14 protein-coding genes are annotated in these 15,991 nt (G+C 71.6%); 10 read left to right on the top strand and 4 right to left on the bottom strand.

The window, feature by feature from the left end:
• Positions 1-136: 136 nt before the first annotated feature.
• A complete protein-coding gene (locus FV227_RS06785; RefSeq protein ID WP_187274710.1) occupies positions 137-952 on the top strand; it encodes a sialate O-acetylesterase in 816 nt (271 codons plus the stop codon).
• Between the two features lies 1 nt (position 953).
• Here FV227_RS06785 and FV227_RS06780 read toward each other — a convergent pair whose 3' ends face one another.
• Genes FV227_RS06780 through FV227_RS06770 form a run of 3 tightly spaced genes read right to left on the bottom strand, consistent with a single transcriptional unit; the run spans position 954 to position 3,413 of the window.
• Positions 954-1,580, bottom strand: coding sequence for a DUF4194 domain-containing protein (locus tag FV227_RS06780; RefSeq protein WP_147729679.1), 627 nt, complete (start codon positions 1,578-1,580; stop codon positions 954-956).
• Positions 1,573-2,958 (bottom strand): Wadjet anti-phage system protein JetA family protein, encoded by a 1,386-nt coding sequence (locus FV227_RS06775; RefSeq protein ID WP_147858606.1) that lies wholly within the window; start codon positions 2,956-2,958, stop codon positions 1,573-1,575. Before FV227_RS06775 ends, FV227_RS06780 begins: the two co-directional genes overlap by 8 nt.
• Before the next feature lie 35 nt (positions 2,959-2,993).
• Positions 2,994-3,413 carry an FKBP-type peptidyl-prolyl cis-trans isomerase gene (locus tag FV227_RS06770; RefSeq protein WP_147728502.1) on the bottom strand — a complete coding sequence of 140 codons (420 nt, stop codon included), beginning with the start codon at positions 3,411-3,413 and terminating at the stop codon, positions 2,994-2,996.
• Positions 3,414-3,777: 364 nt separating this feature from the next.
• Here FV227_RS06770 and ggt point away from each other — a divergent pair, with 364 nt between their 5' ends.
• Both ggt and FV227_RS06760 read left to right on the top strand, forming a co-directional pair.
• Complete coding sequence (gene ggt, locus FV227_RS06765; RefSeq protein ID WP_246686571.1) at positions 3,778-5,445, top strand: gamma-glutamyltransferase; 1,668 nt, start codon at positions 3,778-3,780, stop codon at positions 5,443-5,445.
• 81 nt (positions 5,446-5,526) lie between these two features.
• Entirely contained in the window at positions 5,527-5,841 is a 315-nt protein-coding gene (locus FV227_RS06760) for a hypothetical protein (RefSeq protein ID WP_147728504.1), read from the top strand.
• Here the strand turns inward: FV227_RS06760 and FV227_RS06755 are convergent.
• The gene (locus FV227_RS06755) at positions 5,829-8,585 is read right to left on the bottom strand and encodes an autotransporter domain-containing protein (protein WP_187274709.1); all 2,757 of its coding nucleotides are present in this window, start codon (positions 8,583-8,585) and stop codon (positions 5,829-5,831) included. The two genes, FV227_RS06760 and FV227_RS06755, sit on opposite strands and share 13 nt — an antisense overlap.
• A gap of 266 nt (positions 8,586-8,851) precedes the next feature.
• Here FV227_RS06755 and ruvB point away from each other — a divergent pair, with 266 nt between their 5' ends.
• The 7 genes from ruvB (at position 8,852) to tolB (ending at position 15,788) form a co-directional block, all read left to right on the top strand.
• On the top strand, positions 8,852-9,913 hold the full coding sequence (ruvB, locus tag FV227_RS06750; protein WP_147726888.1) for a Holliday junction branch migration DNA helicase RuvB: 1,062 nt from the start codon (positions 8,852-8,854) through the stop codon (positions 9,911-9,913).
• A gap of 375 nt (positions 9,914-10,288) precedes the next feature.
• Positions 10,289-11,011 carry a DUF4142 domain-containing protein gene (locus FV227_RS06745; protein WP_147726886.1) on the top strand — a complete coding sequence of 241 codons (723 nt, stop codon included), beginning with the start codon at positions 10,289-10,291 and terminating at the stop codon, positions 11,009-11,011.
• Positions 11,012-11,261: 250 nt separating this feature from the next.
• Positions 11,262-11,690, top strand: a complete 429-nt coding sequence (ybgC, locus tag FV227_RS06740; protein ID WP_147726892.1) for a tol-pal system-associated acyl-CoA thioesterase — start codon at positions 11,262-11,264, stop codon at positions 11,688-11,690.
• Positions 11,691-11,867: 177 nt separating this feature from the next.
• Positions 11,868-12,584, top strand: coding sequence for a protein TolQ (gene tolQ / locus FV227_RS06735; RefSeq protein WP_147726885.1), 717 nt, complete (start codon positions 11,868-11,870; stop codon positions 12,582-12,584).
• 25 nt (positions 12,585-12,609) lie between these two features.
• Entirely contained in the window at positions 12,610-13,056 is a 447-nt protein-coding gene (locus tag FV227_RS06730; RefSeq protein ID WP_187274707.1) for a biopolymer transporter ExbD, read from the top strand.
• Between the two features lie 7 nt (positions 13,057-13,063).
• Entirely contained in the window at positions 13,064-14,374 is a 1,311-nt protein-coding gene (gene tolA, locus FV227_RS06725) for a cell envelope integrity protein TolA (RefSeq protein ID WP_147858603.1), read from the top strand.
• A 73-nt stretch (positions 14,375-14,447) separates the two neighbouring features.
• Positions 14,448-15,788, top strand: a complete 1,341-nt coding sequence (gene tolB, locus FV227_RS06720; protein ID WP_147726881.1) for a Tol-Pal system beta propeller repeat protein TolB — start codon at positions 14,448-14,450, stop codon at positions 15,786-15,788.
• Positions 15,789-15,991: the final 203 nt, after the last annotated feature.

Here is a 15,991-nt window from a genome sequence, read left to right as displayed (position 1 = left end):
AGCACGGACGGCGGGGGCGCCGCGGGTTTTCGGTGTAGAGGGGGGCCGGAAGCCCCTCGATCCCGGGGGAGCGGGCACGGCAGCCATGATCTTGAGAACGCAGCGCACGGGTCCTCGCCGGGCCAGGAGGCTCGGCGTGTCGGCCCTCGTCGGCCTCGCGCTGGCGTCGCCCGCGACGGCGGGGGTCTGCAGGCCGACCGATCGGGGGCGGGGCACCGACGTGGTGCTGCTCGCCGGGCAGTCGAACATGGTCGGGTTCGGCCTGGGCTTCGACGCCGCGCTCGACGGGACGCCCGATCCGCGCATCGGGCAGTGGAGCCAGGCCGGCGGCCGTGGCCGGATCGTGGCCGCGATCGATCCGCTCCTGCATCCGGGGGCCGCCGCGGGGCGGGTCGGCCTCGGCTTGAGCTTCGCCCGCGCCTACATCGCCGCGCGGCCGCCGGGCCGCCGGATCCTGCTCGTGCCCGCGGCCGTCGGCGGCACCGGCTTCGCCAACGGCCGCTGGAACCCCGGCGACGACCTGTTCGAGGCCGCGGTGATGCGCACCAACGCGGCGCTCGCCGCCGCGCCGAACGCCTGCCTCGCCGCGATCCTCTGGCACCAGGGCGAGGCCGACGTCGGCGCGCTGTCCGGCTCGGATTACGCCGCGCGGCTCACGCGCACCGTCGCCGCGTTCCGCGCCCGCATCGGCGGCGCGCGGAACGCGCCGTTCGTGACGGGGCGCTTCGAGCCGGAATGGGTGAAGCCGACGCCCGCGCAGACCGCGATCCTCGACGCGCTCGCGCACCTCGCCGACACGGTGCCGCGGACGGTCGACGTCTCGGCCGACGGGCTGACCGGAAACCCCGGCGACAAGATCCATTTCGACGCGGCCTCGCAGCGCATCCTCGGTCGGCGCTACTTCGAGGCTTTGCGCACGCTGCTGCCCGCGCCACGGGCGGCGAAGCCCTGACTCAGCCCTCGGCCGCCTCGGACCACGCCCGCAGGCGGTCGAGCCACGCGTCCGAGGCGAGCACCAGGATGCCGGGCAGCACGCTCACCGGGGTGACGCGCTCAGCCCTGTCGCGCTCGCCGAGCCGCAGCCCGCCGCGGCGGGCGATCAGGCGCAGGATCTCGATCAGCCGCGTCTCCTCGGGCGGATCGCTGCGGGCGGCGGTGCGGATGCGCTCGGTGACGTCGTCGGTGGTGCACTCGACGAGCCCGTCGGTGGAGACGCGGTGATCGCGCAAGCCTTCCTCGTAGATCAGGCGGAGCGCCAGCAGCACCAGGGTCTCGTCCTTGCGCAGGCGCTCGGCGACGATGTCGTGACGCGGGCCGTCCTGGGCCAGCGTGAGCGAGACCATCTGGTCGCGGTGCGACACGGTCAGCGCGTAGCCGAGGCAGGCGAAGTAGTCGGTGAAGAACGGGGCGTAGTGGCGCGCGATCTCGTAGCTGCGGCCGATGCCGGGGGTGTTCGCGTAGATCACCTGGCCCTTCAGCAGCACCGCGAGCGCGCGGGTCAGCTCCTCCACGTCGGGCGCGCGGGCGCCGGGCGGGGGCGGCTCCTCGCCGTCGACGATGGCGCGGAACGGCTCAAGCATGCCGGTCGCCCGAGATGCGGCGGATGACGAAGTCCGGGCAGTCGAGCCAGCCGTTCGCGAGCCGGCCCTCCACGCGGGCGATCGTGTAGCGCGTGCCGAGCGCGCCCTCGAACAGCACGTCGATCTCGCGCAGGCGCTGGAACACGACGAAGGCGTCGACGTCGGCGACCGCGATCGCCGAGCCGCGCAGGGTGCCGTCGGGCCCGAGGTGGCGGTCGAGGAAGGCGGTCATCGTCTCCGCCGTCACGGTGGTGCGCCGGCGATAGGCCGCCTTCGCCTCGACGAAGGCCTCGATCGCGGGATCGATCTCGAAATCCGGCAGCGCCTCGGTCTCGATCGGGACTTTTCGCCCGCGCGGGATCGCGAGGTGCGGCGTCCCGATCGGCGGGCGCAGCAGCGAGATCGCCGGTGCCACGTCCGGTGGGGCCGCCGCGGCGCCGACCGCGCGCAGGGCCGCCGCCGTGCGCTCGATCCCGGCCGAATCCGGCCGGTCCATGTAGCGGACGGCGGCCGCGATCCGGCGCTCCATCCGCGCGACCACGTCGTCGACGGCGTCGAGGTGCCGGTCGAGTCCTTCGAAGATCGACAGGATCTGGGTGAGGTCGGCGCGCACGCCGCGCTCGGCGACGCGGAGTTCCGCCGCCCTTCCCTCGCGCAGGATCGCCTCGGCGAGCGCGCGGATCAGCAGCGGGTCGCGCAGCGCGCGGCCCGCCTCGCGCACGATCGCCGAGCGGAAGCGGAACGGGTTGTAGCGCGTGTGCAGCGTCCGGTAGTCGCTGATCAGGTGGCGCTCGACGAAGTCCTCGAAGTAGAGGCGGAAGGCGGCGCGCATGTCCTCCTCGTGGAGAATGCGCTCCTCGATCTTGCGCATCGCGCCGGCCAGCCCGCGGACGTGCCCGAGGAAGGCCTGCGCCGCGCGGGCCGCGTTGCCGAGCGCCTCGGAGCGATCGGCGGGGTTGGCGATCGCGCTCTCCAGGCTTCCGAGCACGTCGAGGATCGCGGCGCCGTAGGAGCGGGTCTCGCCGCGCTCCATCCGCGACAGCTCCTCGAGCAGCAGCCGCGCCTCGGGGTCGAAATCGACCACCGGCACGTAGCGCTCGCGCCGCTCGATCAGCCAGCCGGTCTCGAGGAAGCGCCGGAACAGCGCCGAGCGCCGCTCGATCGGATCGACCGGCACCGGCTCGTCGTCGGATTGCTGGTCGAGCGCCCAGTCGGCGGAGAAGTCGCCGATGGCGGCCAGCAGCTCCGCCTTGCGCACCGGGTCGGGGCTGGTGCCCATCACCTTGCGGTGCAGGTGCAGCAGCAGCGCGGCGTTGAAGGCCCGGCTCGGCGAGGCCAGCGGCCGGAACAGGTCGTCGGGAAGCTGCGCGAACAGCATCGTCTCGAACTCCCGCGTTCGCGCAGCCGTCCGCGTTACTTCGCGCCGAGAAGCTCGACGTCGAAGATCAGCGTCGCGCCGGGCGGGATGATGCCGCCGGCGCCGCGGGCGCCGTAGCCGAGCTCGGCCGGGATCACCAGGGTGCGCTTGCCGCCCTGCTTCATCGTGGCGACGCCGAGGTCCCAGCCCTGGATGACCTGGCCGGCGCCGAGGGTGAAGGTGAAGGGCTGGTTGCGATCCCGCGAGGAATCGAACTTCTTGCCCTTCTTGCCGGCGTCGTCGAGCCAGCCGGTGTACTGCACGGTCACCTTCTGGCCGGCCTTCGGCTCGGGCCCGGTGCCGACGACTTCGTCCTGATACTTCAGGCCGGAGGGCAGGGTGGTGTAGTCGGCGTTGGCGGCAGCGGTCATGGCGATCAGCACGGCTCCGGCGATGGGGAGAATAAAGCGAGGCATCGTTCCTCCGTCGGGCCGAGCCTCTTTCGGGCCGCCCGTCGAGGGGCCTCTTAACAGCAGGGCCGGGGCCGAGGCCAGCCGGCGGGGCTTTTCGCCGTCGGCGCACGCCGCGATCGGGCACGGAACGCGGCTTGCGGGGCGGGAGGCGGCCCTTCGCGATTTTCGCCCGGCGCCGGTTGACGCGGCGCCAACCTTGGCGGCCCATTCCACCGCCCGGGCCGCGAGCGCGGCCTTACCAACTTTCCTCGGAGCGACGATGCGCCTGGATCGAACGGACGGCAGCCCTGGCCCGACGCAGACGGCTGGGTCGCACCGCAGGCCGGCCCGGGCGGTCGCGTCGATGCTCGCGATCCTCGCCCTCGCGATGCCGGCCCGAGCGGCCTCGATCGCGCCCGCGGTGGCCGAGCACGGCATGGTCGTGACCGCGCAGCACCTCGCGACCCAGGTCGGCGTCGACGTGCTGAAGCGCGGCGGCAATGCCGTCGATGCGGCGGTGGCCGTCGGCTACGCGCTGGCGGTGGTCTACCCGGCCGCGGGCAACCTCGGCGGCGGCGGCTTCATGACCGTCCAGCTCGCCGACGGGCGCCGGACCTTCCTCGATTTTCGCGAGAAGGCGCCCTTGGCCGCGACCCGCGACATGTACCTCGACAGGGACGGGAACGTCATCAAGGGCCTAAGCGTCAGCGGCCCCCTCGCCGTGGCGGTGCCGGGCACCGTCTCCGGCCTGGAGACGGCGCTCGAGACCTACGGGACGATGGCCCGCGCCGACCTGATCGCCCCGGCCATCGCCTACGCCGAGGGCGGTTTCGTCCTCGAGCAGGGCGACGCCGACATGTTCGCCATCGCCACCCCGGACCTGCGCAGGGATCCGGCCTCCGCCGCGATCTTCGTCGACGGCGATGCGCCGTTCCGGGCCGGCCGGACGCTCAAGCAGAAGGATCTCGCGGGAACGCTCCGGACGATCGCCGAGCACGGCGCGGCCGGCTTCTACGGCGGCCCGGTCGGCAGCGCGATCGTGGCCTCCAGCCAGGCCGGCAAGGGCCTGATCGTCCAGGCCGACCTCGACCGCTACCGCACCCGCGAGCTGAAGCCGGTCGAGTGCGACTATCGCGGCTACCGCGTGATCTCGGCTCCGCCGCCGAGTTCGGGCGGCGTCGTCATCTGCGAGATGCTGAACATCCTCGAAGGCTACCCCCTCGGCGATCTCGGCTGGGGCTCGGTGCAGGCGATCCACTACGAGATCGAGGCGATGCGGCACGCCTACGTCGACCGCAACAGCTACCTGGGCGATCCCGACTTCGTCGACAACCCGACCGCGCGCCTGACCGACAAGGCCTACGCGGCGACCATCCGGAGCGCGATCGATCCGGGCAAGGCCGGCGTGTCGAGCCGGCTCAAGCCGGGGGTGCCGCCGCACGAGGGCAGCAACACGACGCATTATTCCATCGTCGACGGCGCCGGCAACGCGGTCTCGGTGACCTACACCCTGAACGACTGGTTCGGCGCGCGCATCACCGTGCCCGGCACCGGCGTGCTGCTCAACGACGAGATGGACGACTTCACCGCCAAGGTCGGGGTCCCGAACATCTACGGGTTGGTGCAGGGCGAGGCCAACGCCATCGCGCCGGGCAAGACGCCGCTGAGCTCGATGAGCCCGACCATCGTGACCAAGGACGGCAAGCCCGTCCTCGTCACCGGCACGCCGGGCGGCAGCCGCATCCTCACCGTGGTGCTGCACAGCATCCTGAACGTCGTCGATTACGGCATGAACGTGCAGGAGGCGGCCGACGCGCCCCGCATCCACAACCAGTGGCTGCCCGACGTCACCAACGTCGAGCGGTTCGCGCTCTCGCCCGACACCCGCAGGATCCTCGAGGGCATGGGCCACCATTTCGCCGGGCCGCAGCCGGCCAACCACCTCGCCGCGATCCTGATCGGCGCGCCGGTGCTCGGCGGCAAGGCGGTCGGGGCGAACCGGTTCTACGGGGCGAACGACCCGCGCCGGAACACCGGCTTGGCGCTGGGCTACTGAGCGGCGCCCGACGCTGCCCCGTCCGCACACCGGGACCGAGAAAATCCGGCGACGTTTTCGTCGCTGGTGCGTTCCTGGAGGATGAACCCGACACCCGACGATTGGGACCAGCGCGTCGCGCACCTCTCCCAAAAGCTGCCCGCGCCGCTGCAGCGCGCCGTCGGCTGGCTGCGCGAGCCGTCGCGCCTGTGGCTGCGGGTGGGGGCCGCACTGCTGCTCATCCTCGGCGGGATCTTCTCGATCCTGCCGGTGCTCGGCCTGTGGATGCTGCCGCTCGGCCTCGCGCTTCTGGCGCAGGACGTGCCCTGGCTGAAGGTGCCGCTGGAGAAGGCCGCCCGCTGGATCGAGAGGACCTGGGCCGCCCTCGTCGCGTGGTGGCGGCGTCAGAAGCGGTAGGTCAGGTTGCCCTTGGCGCCGTGGTCCTGGGCGCGGGCGCCGATCTGCCCGGCATAGGACAGGCCGACGGTGGTCGAGGGTAGGACGATCCAGCTCAACCCGGTCTCGAGCAGCACGGCGCTGCGGTCGACCGGCGCGCCGCGGGTCAGCGCCGAGACGCCACCGGCATTGAAGGCAAGCAGCGCGTTCGGGGTGACGTCGCCGAGGGCGCCGCGATACCCGACGAGGCCGCGCAGCAGCATCGGCAGGCCGCCGACGAAGCCGTCGATCCGCGCCTCGGCCCGCACGCCCGCGGTCGCGGTGGACACGGTGGCGTCGCGCGCCGCGCCGGTGAGCGCCGCTGCGCCGCCGGTCTCGGAAAAGGCGTCCTGCCCGACGCGGATCACCGCACCGCCGGCAAAGGGCTCCAGCGTCAGGCCGGCGAGGTCCATGCGGTAGCCGATTTCGCCGAAGCCCTGCGCGACGCTGCCGCCGTAAGAGGCGCGGGCGCTGTCGCGAAAGCCGGCGAACGCGACGTCGCGCCGGGTCTCGGTGTCGCTGATGCCGTAGAGGCCGCCGATCCGCAGGTCGAGCGCGCCGAGGCCGATGCCGGCATAGACCGACCCGAACCCGGTCTGGACGTTGCCGCTCGACATGCGCAGCGGGATGTCGAGGGCGGTGTCGGTGTAGCCGGCGGCGGCGCCGACGCGGATCAGGTCGCTCGCGGCGACGTCGCCGCCGATCACGAGGCCGCCGGTGTTGCGCTGGAGGGCGGCAGCGTTGCCGTCCGAGCCGGTGCGCCCGAAGCTGCCGAAGCCCTGGCCCCACAAGCCGACGATCCGCTGGTCGAGGCCGCCGGGGCCGAGGCCCGTGCCGCATTCGGGCACGGAGTTCAGCGGCACCCGGGCGATCGGTGCGCGCTCTGCCGGCAGGCCGGGCGCGGCCGGCGTGCAGGTGAGGCCGGCGCCGTCCGACCAGCGCATCCGATCGAGGATCGCCTCGCGCGCCAGGCCGCCGGACTCGACGAGCGCGGTGACCGCGCTCGCGTGGACTTCGCCCGAGAGCGCGTCGAAGGCCTGCCGGGCCTGGGCGGTGGAGAGCGGGCCGACCGCGTCGTAGACCGCCTGTCCGGCACCGAGCGACTGCGCGCGCCGGCCGGCGGCGACGCCGTTCACCGTCGCGCCGGCGGTGTCGAAGCCGAGGTCGTTGCGGATCAGGTGCAGCTGCACCGCGTCGTCCGCGTAAGTCAGCGACGGCGTCAGGAAGGCGAAGTTGGAGGTGACGGCGGCGAACTGCCCCTGCACGCCGCCCGCTGCCGTGAGGATCGTGTAGGTGGTGTTGGCGCTGTAGGCGCCTGGCTGCGCCTGCACGTCGACGAGGCCGCCGCGCAGGGTCGCGACGCCGCCCGCCGCGATCCGGTCGCTGTTGCCGGCCGCATCCGCCTTCACCTGGAAGATCGAGCCCGCCTCGAACAGCACGTTGCCGTTGGCCGACAGCGTGCCGATCCCGTCGTAGCCCGGCGCCGCGCGGCCGCCGCTGCGGACGCTGAGGCCGCCGAGCGTGCCGATGCCCTCGATCGTCGCGCCGGAGGCGACGCCGACATCGGCCGCGCCGAGGTCGCCGCCGACCCGCAGGCGGCCTTCCGCCACCGTCACGCCGCCGGCGAACGGGCTGTCGCCGGTGAGGTCGAGGCGGCCGGCGCCGGTCTTCACGATGGTGCCGGTGCCGTCGATCGTGCCGGAAAACAGCGCGTCGGTGCCGTTCGAGCCGGCGGTGAGGGTGGCTCCGCCCAGCGAGACCCGACCGTCGCCGTTCAGCGCGGCGACGCTCTGGTCGTAGCCGGCGAGGTCGAAGGTCCCGGCACCGGCGACGAGGAGCGCGCTGCCCGCGGGGAGGGCGCCCGCGATGCCGGCGCGCAGGGTCCCGTTGGTGACCGAGGTGGTTCCGGCGTAGCTGTTGGCCTGGGTCAGCAGGACGGTGCCGTCGCCGCTCTTGGCGAGCGTCCCGGGGCCCGACAGCACCGCGTCCACGGTGCCGCTCTGCAGGCCATAGATCGCGCCGCGCAGCGTGCCGTTGCGGATCGTGCCGGCGGTGAGCACCACCGGGCCGGCGCTGGAGGCGGTGCCGCCGAGATCGAGCGTTCCGCCCCCGACCACGAGGGCCGCGTCCGCCGCGCCGAGACGACCGCTCCCGGTCAGCTGCAGTGTGCCGCCATCGACGCGGGTGCCGCCGGAGAAGTCGTTGGCGCCGGACAGCGTCACGGTGCCGGCGCCGGTCTTCACCAGCGGCCCGGGGCCGGTCAGCGCGGCCTCGATGCCGCCGGACTGCACGTCGTAGACCGAGCCGCGCAGCGTCCCGTCGGCGATGGTGCCGCCGGTGAGCCGCACCAGCCCGACGGCCTGATTCGTGCCGCCGAGGTCGAGCCGCCCGCCCGAGACCAGCAAGGCGCCGTCGGTCGCGCCGAGCGTTCCGGGCGCGGAAGTCGCGAGCGTGCCGGCCGAGAGGCTGGTGCCGCCGGCATAGGTGTTGGCGGCCGAGAGGGTGACGCGGCCGGTGCCGGCCTTCGACAGGCCGCCGGGACCGACGACCGGGCTCGCCAGCGTCGCGTCGTCCGGCCCGTCGCAGGCGAGGCCCGTCGCGGTCGCCACGCAGGCCGCACGGGCCGGATCGGGCGCCGCCATCGACGCTGCCCCGAGGATCAGCGGCAGCACCGCCGTCGTGGCGAGGAGGCGACGGCGCGGCGGGCAGGATACGAGGTGCGGCATGCGGCCCATCCGAAGGCGCGAAGAGACGATCCGGCGATCGCGCGATTGCGCGGTCGTCGGTCCGGTGCCGGGAACGACGGCACGGGGCGGCGGTGAAGACAGGGGCCAGGAGGCCGGGAAACGATTAACGCGACCTCAACCATGCCGAAGAAAAAACAATCGAGGGTTGTTTTTCGGGCTTGGCCGGACGATCCGACGGCGGCGAGGCGCGCTTAGACATCGCCGCGGGCGCGGGTTAGGAGGATCGCATCCCCAGCCGAGGCTCCATGAGCAAACCGAAACCCCTGACCAGCGCGATCCTCGACCCGGAGAAGCGGGCCGACGACGTCGATCAGACCATCCGTCCGCTGAGCCTGTCCGAGTTCATCGGGCAGCGGGCGGCGCGCGCCAACATGGAGATCTTCATCCAGGCGGCGAAGATGACCGGCCAGGCGCTCGACCACGTCCTTTTCGTCGGGCCGCCTGGCCTCGGCAAGACCACCCTGGCGCAGATCGTGGCGCGCGAGCTCGGCGTGAACTTCCGCTCGACCTCCGGGCCGGTGATCGCCAAGGCCGGGGATCTGGCGGCCCAGCTCACCAACCTCGAAGAGCGCGACGTGCTCTTCATCGACGAGATCCACCGCCTCAACCCGGCGGTGGAGGAGATCCTCTATCCGGCGATGGAGGATTACCAGCTCGACCTGATCATCGGCGAGGGGCCGGCGGCGCGCTCGGTCAAGATCGAGCTGCCGAAGTTCACGCTCGTCGGCGCCACCACCCGCGCGGGCCTGCTGACGACGCCGCTGCGCGATCGCTTCGGCATCCCGATCCGGCTCGAATTCTACGACATCGACGAGCTGCAGCTCATCGTCAGCCGCGGCGCGCGGGTGCTCGGGCTCGGCATGTCCGACGACGGCGCCAACGAGATCGCCCGGCGGGCCCGCGGGACCCCGCGCATCGCCGGCCGCCTGCTGCGGCGGGTGCGCGACTTCGCCGTTGTCGCCGAGGCGCCGACCGTGACGCGGGCGATCGCCGACCGGGCGCTGAAGCTGCTCGACGTCGATCCCGTCGGCCTCGACGTGATGGACCGAAAGTACCTGACGATGATCGCGAAATCCTTCGGCTGCGGCCCCGTCGGGATCGAGACCATCGCGGCCGCGCTGTCGGAGCCCCGCGACGCGATCGAGGACATCATCGAGCCCTACCTGATCCAGCAGGGTTTCGTGATGCGCACGCCGCGCGGGCGGGTGCTGACGCAGCACGCCTTCAAGCACATGGGTTTCGCGATGCCCAAGCGCGACCCGATCACGCAGATCGGCCTCTTCGTCGAGGATGAACCCGAAACCTAGCCCGTGTCGTCGCGATGCTGAAGCGACCGTTCGAGGACGGGACACGAAATCGCGTTTCATCGAGTTCCGCTGCGGCGCAACGCCGTCGACGCATGCCGTTCCACCGCTTCAGCTATGCTGTGGCGGCATAGGATAAGGTTCGGAAACTTGTCACATACCACCGCTATAAACTGAGCAAAGCATTGCATAACATCAGCAAATCGATGTTCCGCATACCGCTTCACAACGCCGCGATGTCTCGGTTCGTCGGCTCAGCATGTGCCGGAAGCGTGGCTACGTAGTTCGCACGTGCGGAACGAGCGGCGATCCGACCCGTTGTGCCCGCAATCGCCTGGGGCCTCGACGCACCGGCTAACCACAAAGGATCGTTCTCCTATGAAGCGTACCGCCACCCTCGCCGTTCTCGGCCTCTCGCTCGCCTCGCTGACCGCCCCCGCCTTCGCCCAGGACGCCCTTCCCATCCGCGTCTCGCCGTTCGAGCGCGGCGTCGGCGCCGCCGGCACCGACACTCCCGAGTTCCGCGCCGAGGCCCTTCGCTCGGATGCCGTGAGCATCGAGTCGAGCCGCATCGCCCTGGAGCGTTCGCGCAACCCGCAGGTCCGGAACTACGCCAATCGCGTGATCACCGAGCGTGAGGCCACCACCAAGGCGCTTCTGCCCGAGGGCACGTCGCTGTCCTCCGGCGGCACCGTCGTCTCGGATCGCCAGGGCTTCGACACCCGCATCGACAACCCGGTGGGCCTCGTGCTCGCCCCGGTGACCATCGCCGCCAACCTCGGCACCAGCATCGTCGGCGGCGTCCTCGGCGGCGTCGGCATCATCGACAACAGCCCGACCGAGCCCGGCCGCCGCGTCGCGATCGGCCCGAACGGCCAGAACCGGATCGAGCGCCTGAAGTCGGCCCGCAACGGCCGTGACTTCGACCGCACCTATATCGATCAGCAGGCCCGCTCGGACGCTCGCACCCTCGAGCTCTACGAGACCTACTCGCGCAACGGCGACAACGCCGCCGGTCGCCAGTTCGCCAACGAGGCGCTGCCCTACATCGCCAACGAGCACGGCCACTCGGCCTCGCTCGCCAACCGCATCGGCGGCTGATCCCGCTTCGGCATCGTCGAAACAGATTCACTGACGGAAGGGCCGCCCTGCGAGGGGCGGCCCTTTCGCGTTCGCGAGGGCCTCGTCCTCTCCCTCCGCCCGCCATGCCGTCGCCATGTCTGCCCGTCATCCCGGAGCCGCGCGGCCCCGCGATGACGGGAGGGTGGGGACGGACCCTCGTCCGATCCGTGCCCGACGGGACGTCGGCCCTTGCCACCGTCCCGGACCGCCCTGCGGCAGCAGAAGGACCATCGAACCCGTGACGTCATCGATCGATGCCCACGCGCTGCCGGTGCGCGTCTACTACGAGGACACCGACTTCTCGGGCTTCGTCTACCACGCGAGCTACCTGCGCTTCATGGAGCGCGGTCGCACCGAGCTGCTGCGCGGGCTCGCGGGCGACCAGTCCGAGCTGCACCGGGAGGCGGACGGCCTCGTCTTCGTCGTGCGCCGCATGGAGATTGATTACCTGAAGCCGGCGCGGATGGACGACGTGCTCTCCATCATCACCAGCACGCGCGAATTGCGTGGCGCCTCGATGCACCTGCACCAGGAGGTCTGCCGGGACGGTGTGGTCCTCGTCCGCGCCGAGGTGGTGGTCGCCTGCGTCCGCGCGGGCCGGGCGATCCGGCTGCCCGACGCCCTGCGTCGCGCCCTTGCTCCGGCAACCCTTCCTTAACCAACCCGCCCGCTTATGCGGTGGGAAAGCGACGCCCCGCGTGCACCGCACCCGGCCCTTACTTTCGACAGATTCGAACGCGATTCCCTTTGAATTCGCTCGATGATTTCGGATGGAGCGCGCTGGCCCGCCGGGTCGTCGCGCCGCCGCCGTCGAGACGTCCGAGGACCAAAGCCCATGAACCCCGCAGATGCGATGCAGGCCGCGCCCGTCGCCGACATGACGCTGCTCGGGCTGTTCCTCCAGGCCCACATCGTCGTCAAGTTCGTGATGATCGGGCTGCTCGGCTCCTCGATCTGGTGCTGGGCGATCATCGTCGACAAGACGCTGCTGTTCCGGCGCACCAAGGACGAGATGGATGCGTTCGAGGACGCGTTCTGGTCCGGCCGGTCCCTCGAGGAGCTGTATCGCTCGTTCAACGACCGCCCGGCCACCGGCCTCGCCGCGCTGTTCGTCGCCGCCATGCGCGAGTGGAAGCGCTCGTTCGAGGGCACCGGCCGGCAGATCCAGTCGCTGTCGCAGCGCATCGACAAGGTGCTGGACGTGACCATCCAGCGCGAGGTCGAGCGCCTCGAGGGCCGCCTGCTGTTCCTCGCCTCGATCGGCTCGGCTGGCCCCTATATCGGCCTGTTCGGCACGGTCTGGGGCATCATGACCGCCTTCACCTCGATCGCGGCCTCGAAGAACACCTCGCTCGCCGTCGTGGCGCCGGGCATCGCCGAGGCGCTGTTCGCCACCGCCATCGGCCTGTTCGCGGCGATCCCCGCCGTGCTCGCCTACAACAAGCTCCAGGCTACGGTCGCCAAGCAGCAGTCGCGCCTGGAAGGCTTCGCCGACGAGTTCTCCGCCATCCTGTCGCGCCAGATCGACGAGCGCCTGTCGCTCGCCGCCTGACCGAAATCCGCGAAGGGATCGACACATGAGCATGGCGGCGGGCGCGCAGGGCGGCGGCAAGCGGCGGCGGCGGGGACGCCGCGGCGGCGGCCCGATCAACGAGATCAACATGACGCCGTTCATCGACGTCGTGCTGGTGCTGCTGATCATCTTCATGGTGGCGGCCCCCATGATGACGGTGGGCGTGCCCCTCGACCTGCCGCAATCCAAGGCCTCGCCGCTGAACTCGGACACCAAGCCGGTGACGCTATCGATCCGCCAGTCGGGACAGGTCTTCCTCGGCGAGGACGAGCTGACCGACGACACCATCATCCCGAAGCTGACCCAGGAGGCCAAGTCCGGCTTCGAGGAGCGCGTCTTCGTGCGCGGCGACAAGCGGGTCGATTACGGCCGCGTCGCCCAGGTGATGGCGATCGTCACCGGCGGCGGCTTCAAGAAGGTGGCGCTCGTCACCGAGCCCGAACAGCGGTAGCAGACCTGTGAGGCTTCCCTCCTTCCGCAGCGAACCGGGCTTCTGGGTCTCGGCCGGCACCCATGTCGGGCTGCTGGTCTTCGCCCTGTTCAGCGTCGCTGCGCCCGCGCTTCCCGAGGCGCAGGAGGGCGTGCCCGTCGAGGTGATCACCGAGAACCAGTTCTCGGAGCTGACCAAGGGCGAGCGCAACGCCGAGAAGCCGCTGTCGGACGCCAAGCCGCGGGCCGACAAGAAGGCCGAGAAGTTCGAGGAGAAGGAGCCGGAGAACGCCAATGTCGATTCTCCGACCGCGCCGACGCGCACCAGCGACATGAAGCTCGCCAACGCCGACGAGATGCCGCTGCGCGTCAACGAGCCCGATCCCGCCGCCGAGACGGCGAAGGCCGCCAAGATGGCCAAGGAAAAGGCGGACGCCGAGAAGGCCGAAGCCGCCAAGGCCGAGGCCAAGGCGGAAGCGGCCAAGGCCGCGGCCGCGGAGAAGGCCGCCGCCGCGAAGGCCGCCGCCGAGGCCGCCAAGGCCGAAGCCGTGAAGCGCGAGCAGCTCGCCAAGTTGGTCGAGCGCGAGGAGGCCGAGGCGGCGGCCGCGGAAGCCAAGGCGAAGGCCGAAGCGAAGGCCAAGGCGGACGCGGCCAAGGAAGCCGCGAAGGCCGCCGAGAAGGCGGCGGCCGCCAAGGCCGAAGCCAAGGCGAAGGCGGAAGCCGAGGCCGAGCGCCAGAAGGAGATCGCCGAGGCCAAGGCCGAAGAGGCCAAGGAGAAGGCGGAGGCCGCCGCCGCGGCGAAGGCCGAGGCCGCCGCCAAGGCGAAAGCGAAGGCGGTCGCCGACGCGAAGGCCAAGGCCGACGCCGAAGCGAAGGCGCGCAAGCAGGCCGAGCTGGCCGCTAAGTTCAATGCCGGCGACATCAAGTCGATCCTGGCCTCGAAGGCGCCGTCGCAATCGACCGGCGCCACCGGCCACGAGGTCCAGCGCACGGCCTCGCTCGGCGCCGCCACCGGCACCGCCCAGCGCCTGTCGCCGTCGCTGCGCGACGCGCTCGTCGGCATGCTGCAGCAGCAGATCGAGCGCTGCTACTCGGCGCCTCCGGGCGCCGCCCAGGGGGTGGTGCTGCCGGTGCTCGACATCCGCCTGAACGCCGACGGCTCGCTCTCGACCGAGCCGCGGATCATGCGCGGCGGATCGAGCTCGGTCGACCAGTCGATCGCGCAGGCGGCGTTGCGTGCGGTGCGCCGCTGCGCGCCCTACAAGATCCCGACGCAGTACCAGCCCTATTACAACGACTGGAAGGCGATCAACGCGGAGTTCGAGTTCACCGCGACCTGACCGCCGACGCCGCCTTGACGACCTGACGCCACGACCTCGCCGGCACCCGTTCCAACGCTCCCGGACCAGACCCATGCTGCATCGATCGCTCACCCGGGCCCGGCACGTGCCCGCCGCCCTCTATGGCCTCGCGCTGCTGCTGCTGGCGACGCTCGGCCTCGCCGCGCCGGCGCAGGCCCAGCTTCAGCTCCGCATCGGCGGCGGCGCGTTCCAGCCGATGCCGATCGCGGTGACCGACTTCTCGGGCGACCCGAACCTCGGCGGCCTCGTCTCGAGCGTGGTGACGAACGATCTGCGCCGCTCGGGCTATTTCCTGCCGCTGGAGAAGGGCCGCTTCCCGGAATCGCCGAACTTCGATGCCGCCCCCGGCTTCGAGAAGTGGCGCGCCGCGGGCGTGCAGGGCCTCGTTACCGGCCGCGTCTCGCGCGACGGCTCCGGCCGGCTGAAGGTCGAGTTCCGCCTGTGGGACGTCACCTCGGGCCAGCAGATCACCGGCCAGCAATACGGCACCGACGCCGCCAACGCGCGCCGCGCCGGCCACCTGATCTCGGACAGCGTCTACACCAAGATCACCGGTCTCGGTCCGTGGTTCGACAGCCGCATCGCCTTCGTCGACGAGTCCGGCCCGAAGGAGAACCGCCGCAAGCGCCTGATGGTGATGGACCAAGACGGCGCCAACGTCCGCGCGCTCACCACCGGCGAGAACGCCATCGTCGCGCCGCGCTACTCGCCCGCGACGCAGGACATCGCCTTCATGGCCCAGGCCACCGGCCACCAGCCGCGGGTGCAGGTGATCAACCTCGAGACCGGCAGCCGGACGGCGATGGGCAACTTCGACTCGATGAGCGCGAGCCCGCGCTTCTCGCCCGACGGCCGCCGCCTCGTGATGAGCGTGCAGCAGGGCGGCAACGCCGACATCGTCACCATGGACATCGCCTCGAAGGCGCAGCATTCGATCACCAACGGCAACGCCATCGACACCTCGCCGACCTACTCGCCGGACGGCGGCCAGATCGTGTTCGAATCCGACCGCGGCGGCTCGCAGCAGGTCTACGTGATGGGCGCCGACGGCTCGAACCCGCACCGGATCTCGTTCGGCGAAGGCTCGGCCTCGCAGCCGGCCTGGTCGCCGCGCGGGGACCTGATCGCCTTCACCCGCCAGCGCAAGGGCGGCTTCGCGATCTGCGTGATGAAGCCCGACGGCTCGGGTGAGCGCGTGCTCACCGAGGGCTTTCACAACGAGGGCCCGACCTTCGCGCCTAACGGGCAGTACGTGCTGTTCTTCCGCGACCCCGGCGGCCAGGGCGGCGGCAAGCTCTACATGGTCGACATCACCGGCAAGGTGGAGGCGCCGGTCCCGACGCCGTCCTACGCCTCGGACCCGACCTGGTCGCCGCTGCTCTCGGGGAAGTAGGCCTCGGCCCCGGGGCCACCTACCGGACGGGCTCGACCGCATCGCCCCGACCCTCCGTCGCGAGGGCGTCCCGGGCAAGCGCGGCTGCGCGATCGCGCAGCGCGGCGCGTTCGGCCTGGCCGGCATCCCGCCGCGACGGGACCGGATCGGAAGTCAGCGGCGTCGCTCGCTAGGCGAGGCCGATCGGTTCGCAGCTGACCGTC

Source organism: Methylobacterium sp. WL119 (assembly GCF_008039875.1).
Lineage (GTDB): Bacteria > Pseudomonadota > Alphaproteobacteria > Rhizobiales > Beijerinckiaceae > Methylobacterium.
The sequence above is the reverse complement of the archived record's forward strand: the minus strand, read 5'-3'. Positions and strand labels throughout refer to the sequence as shown.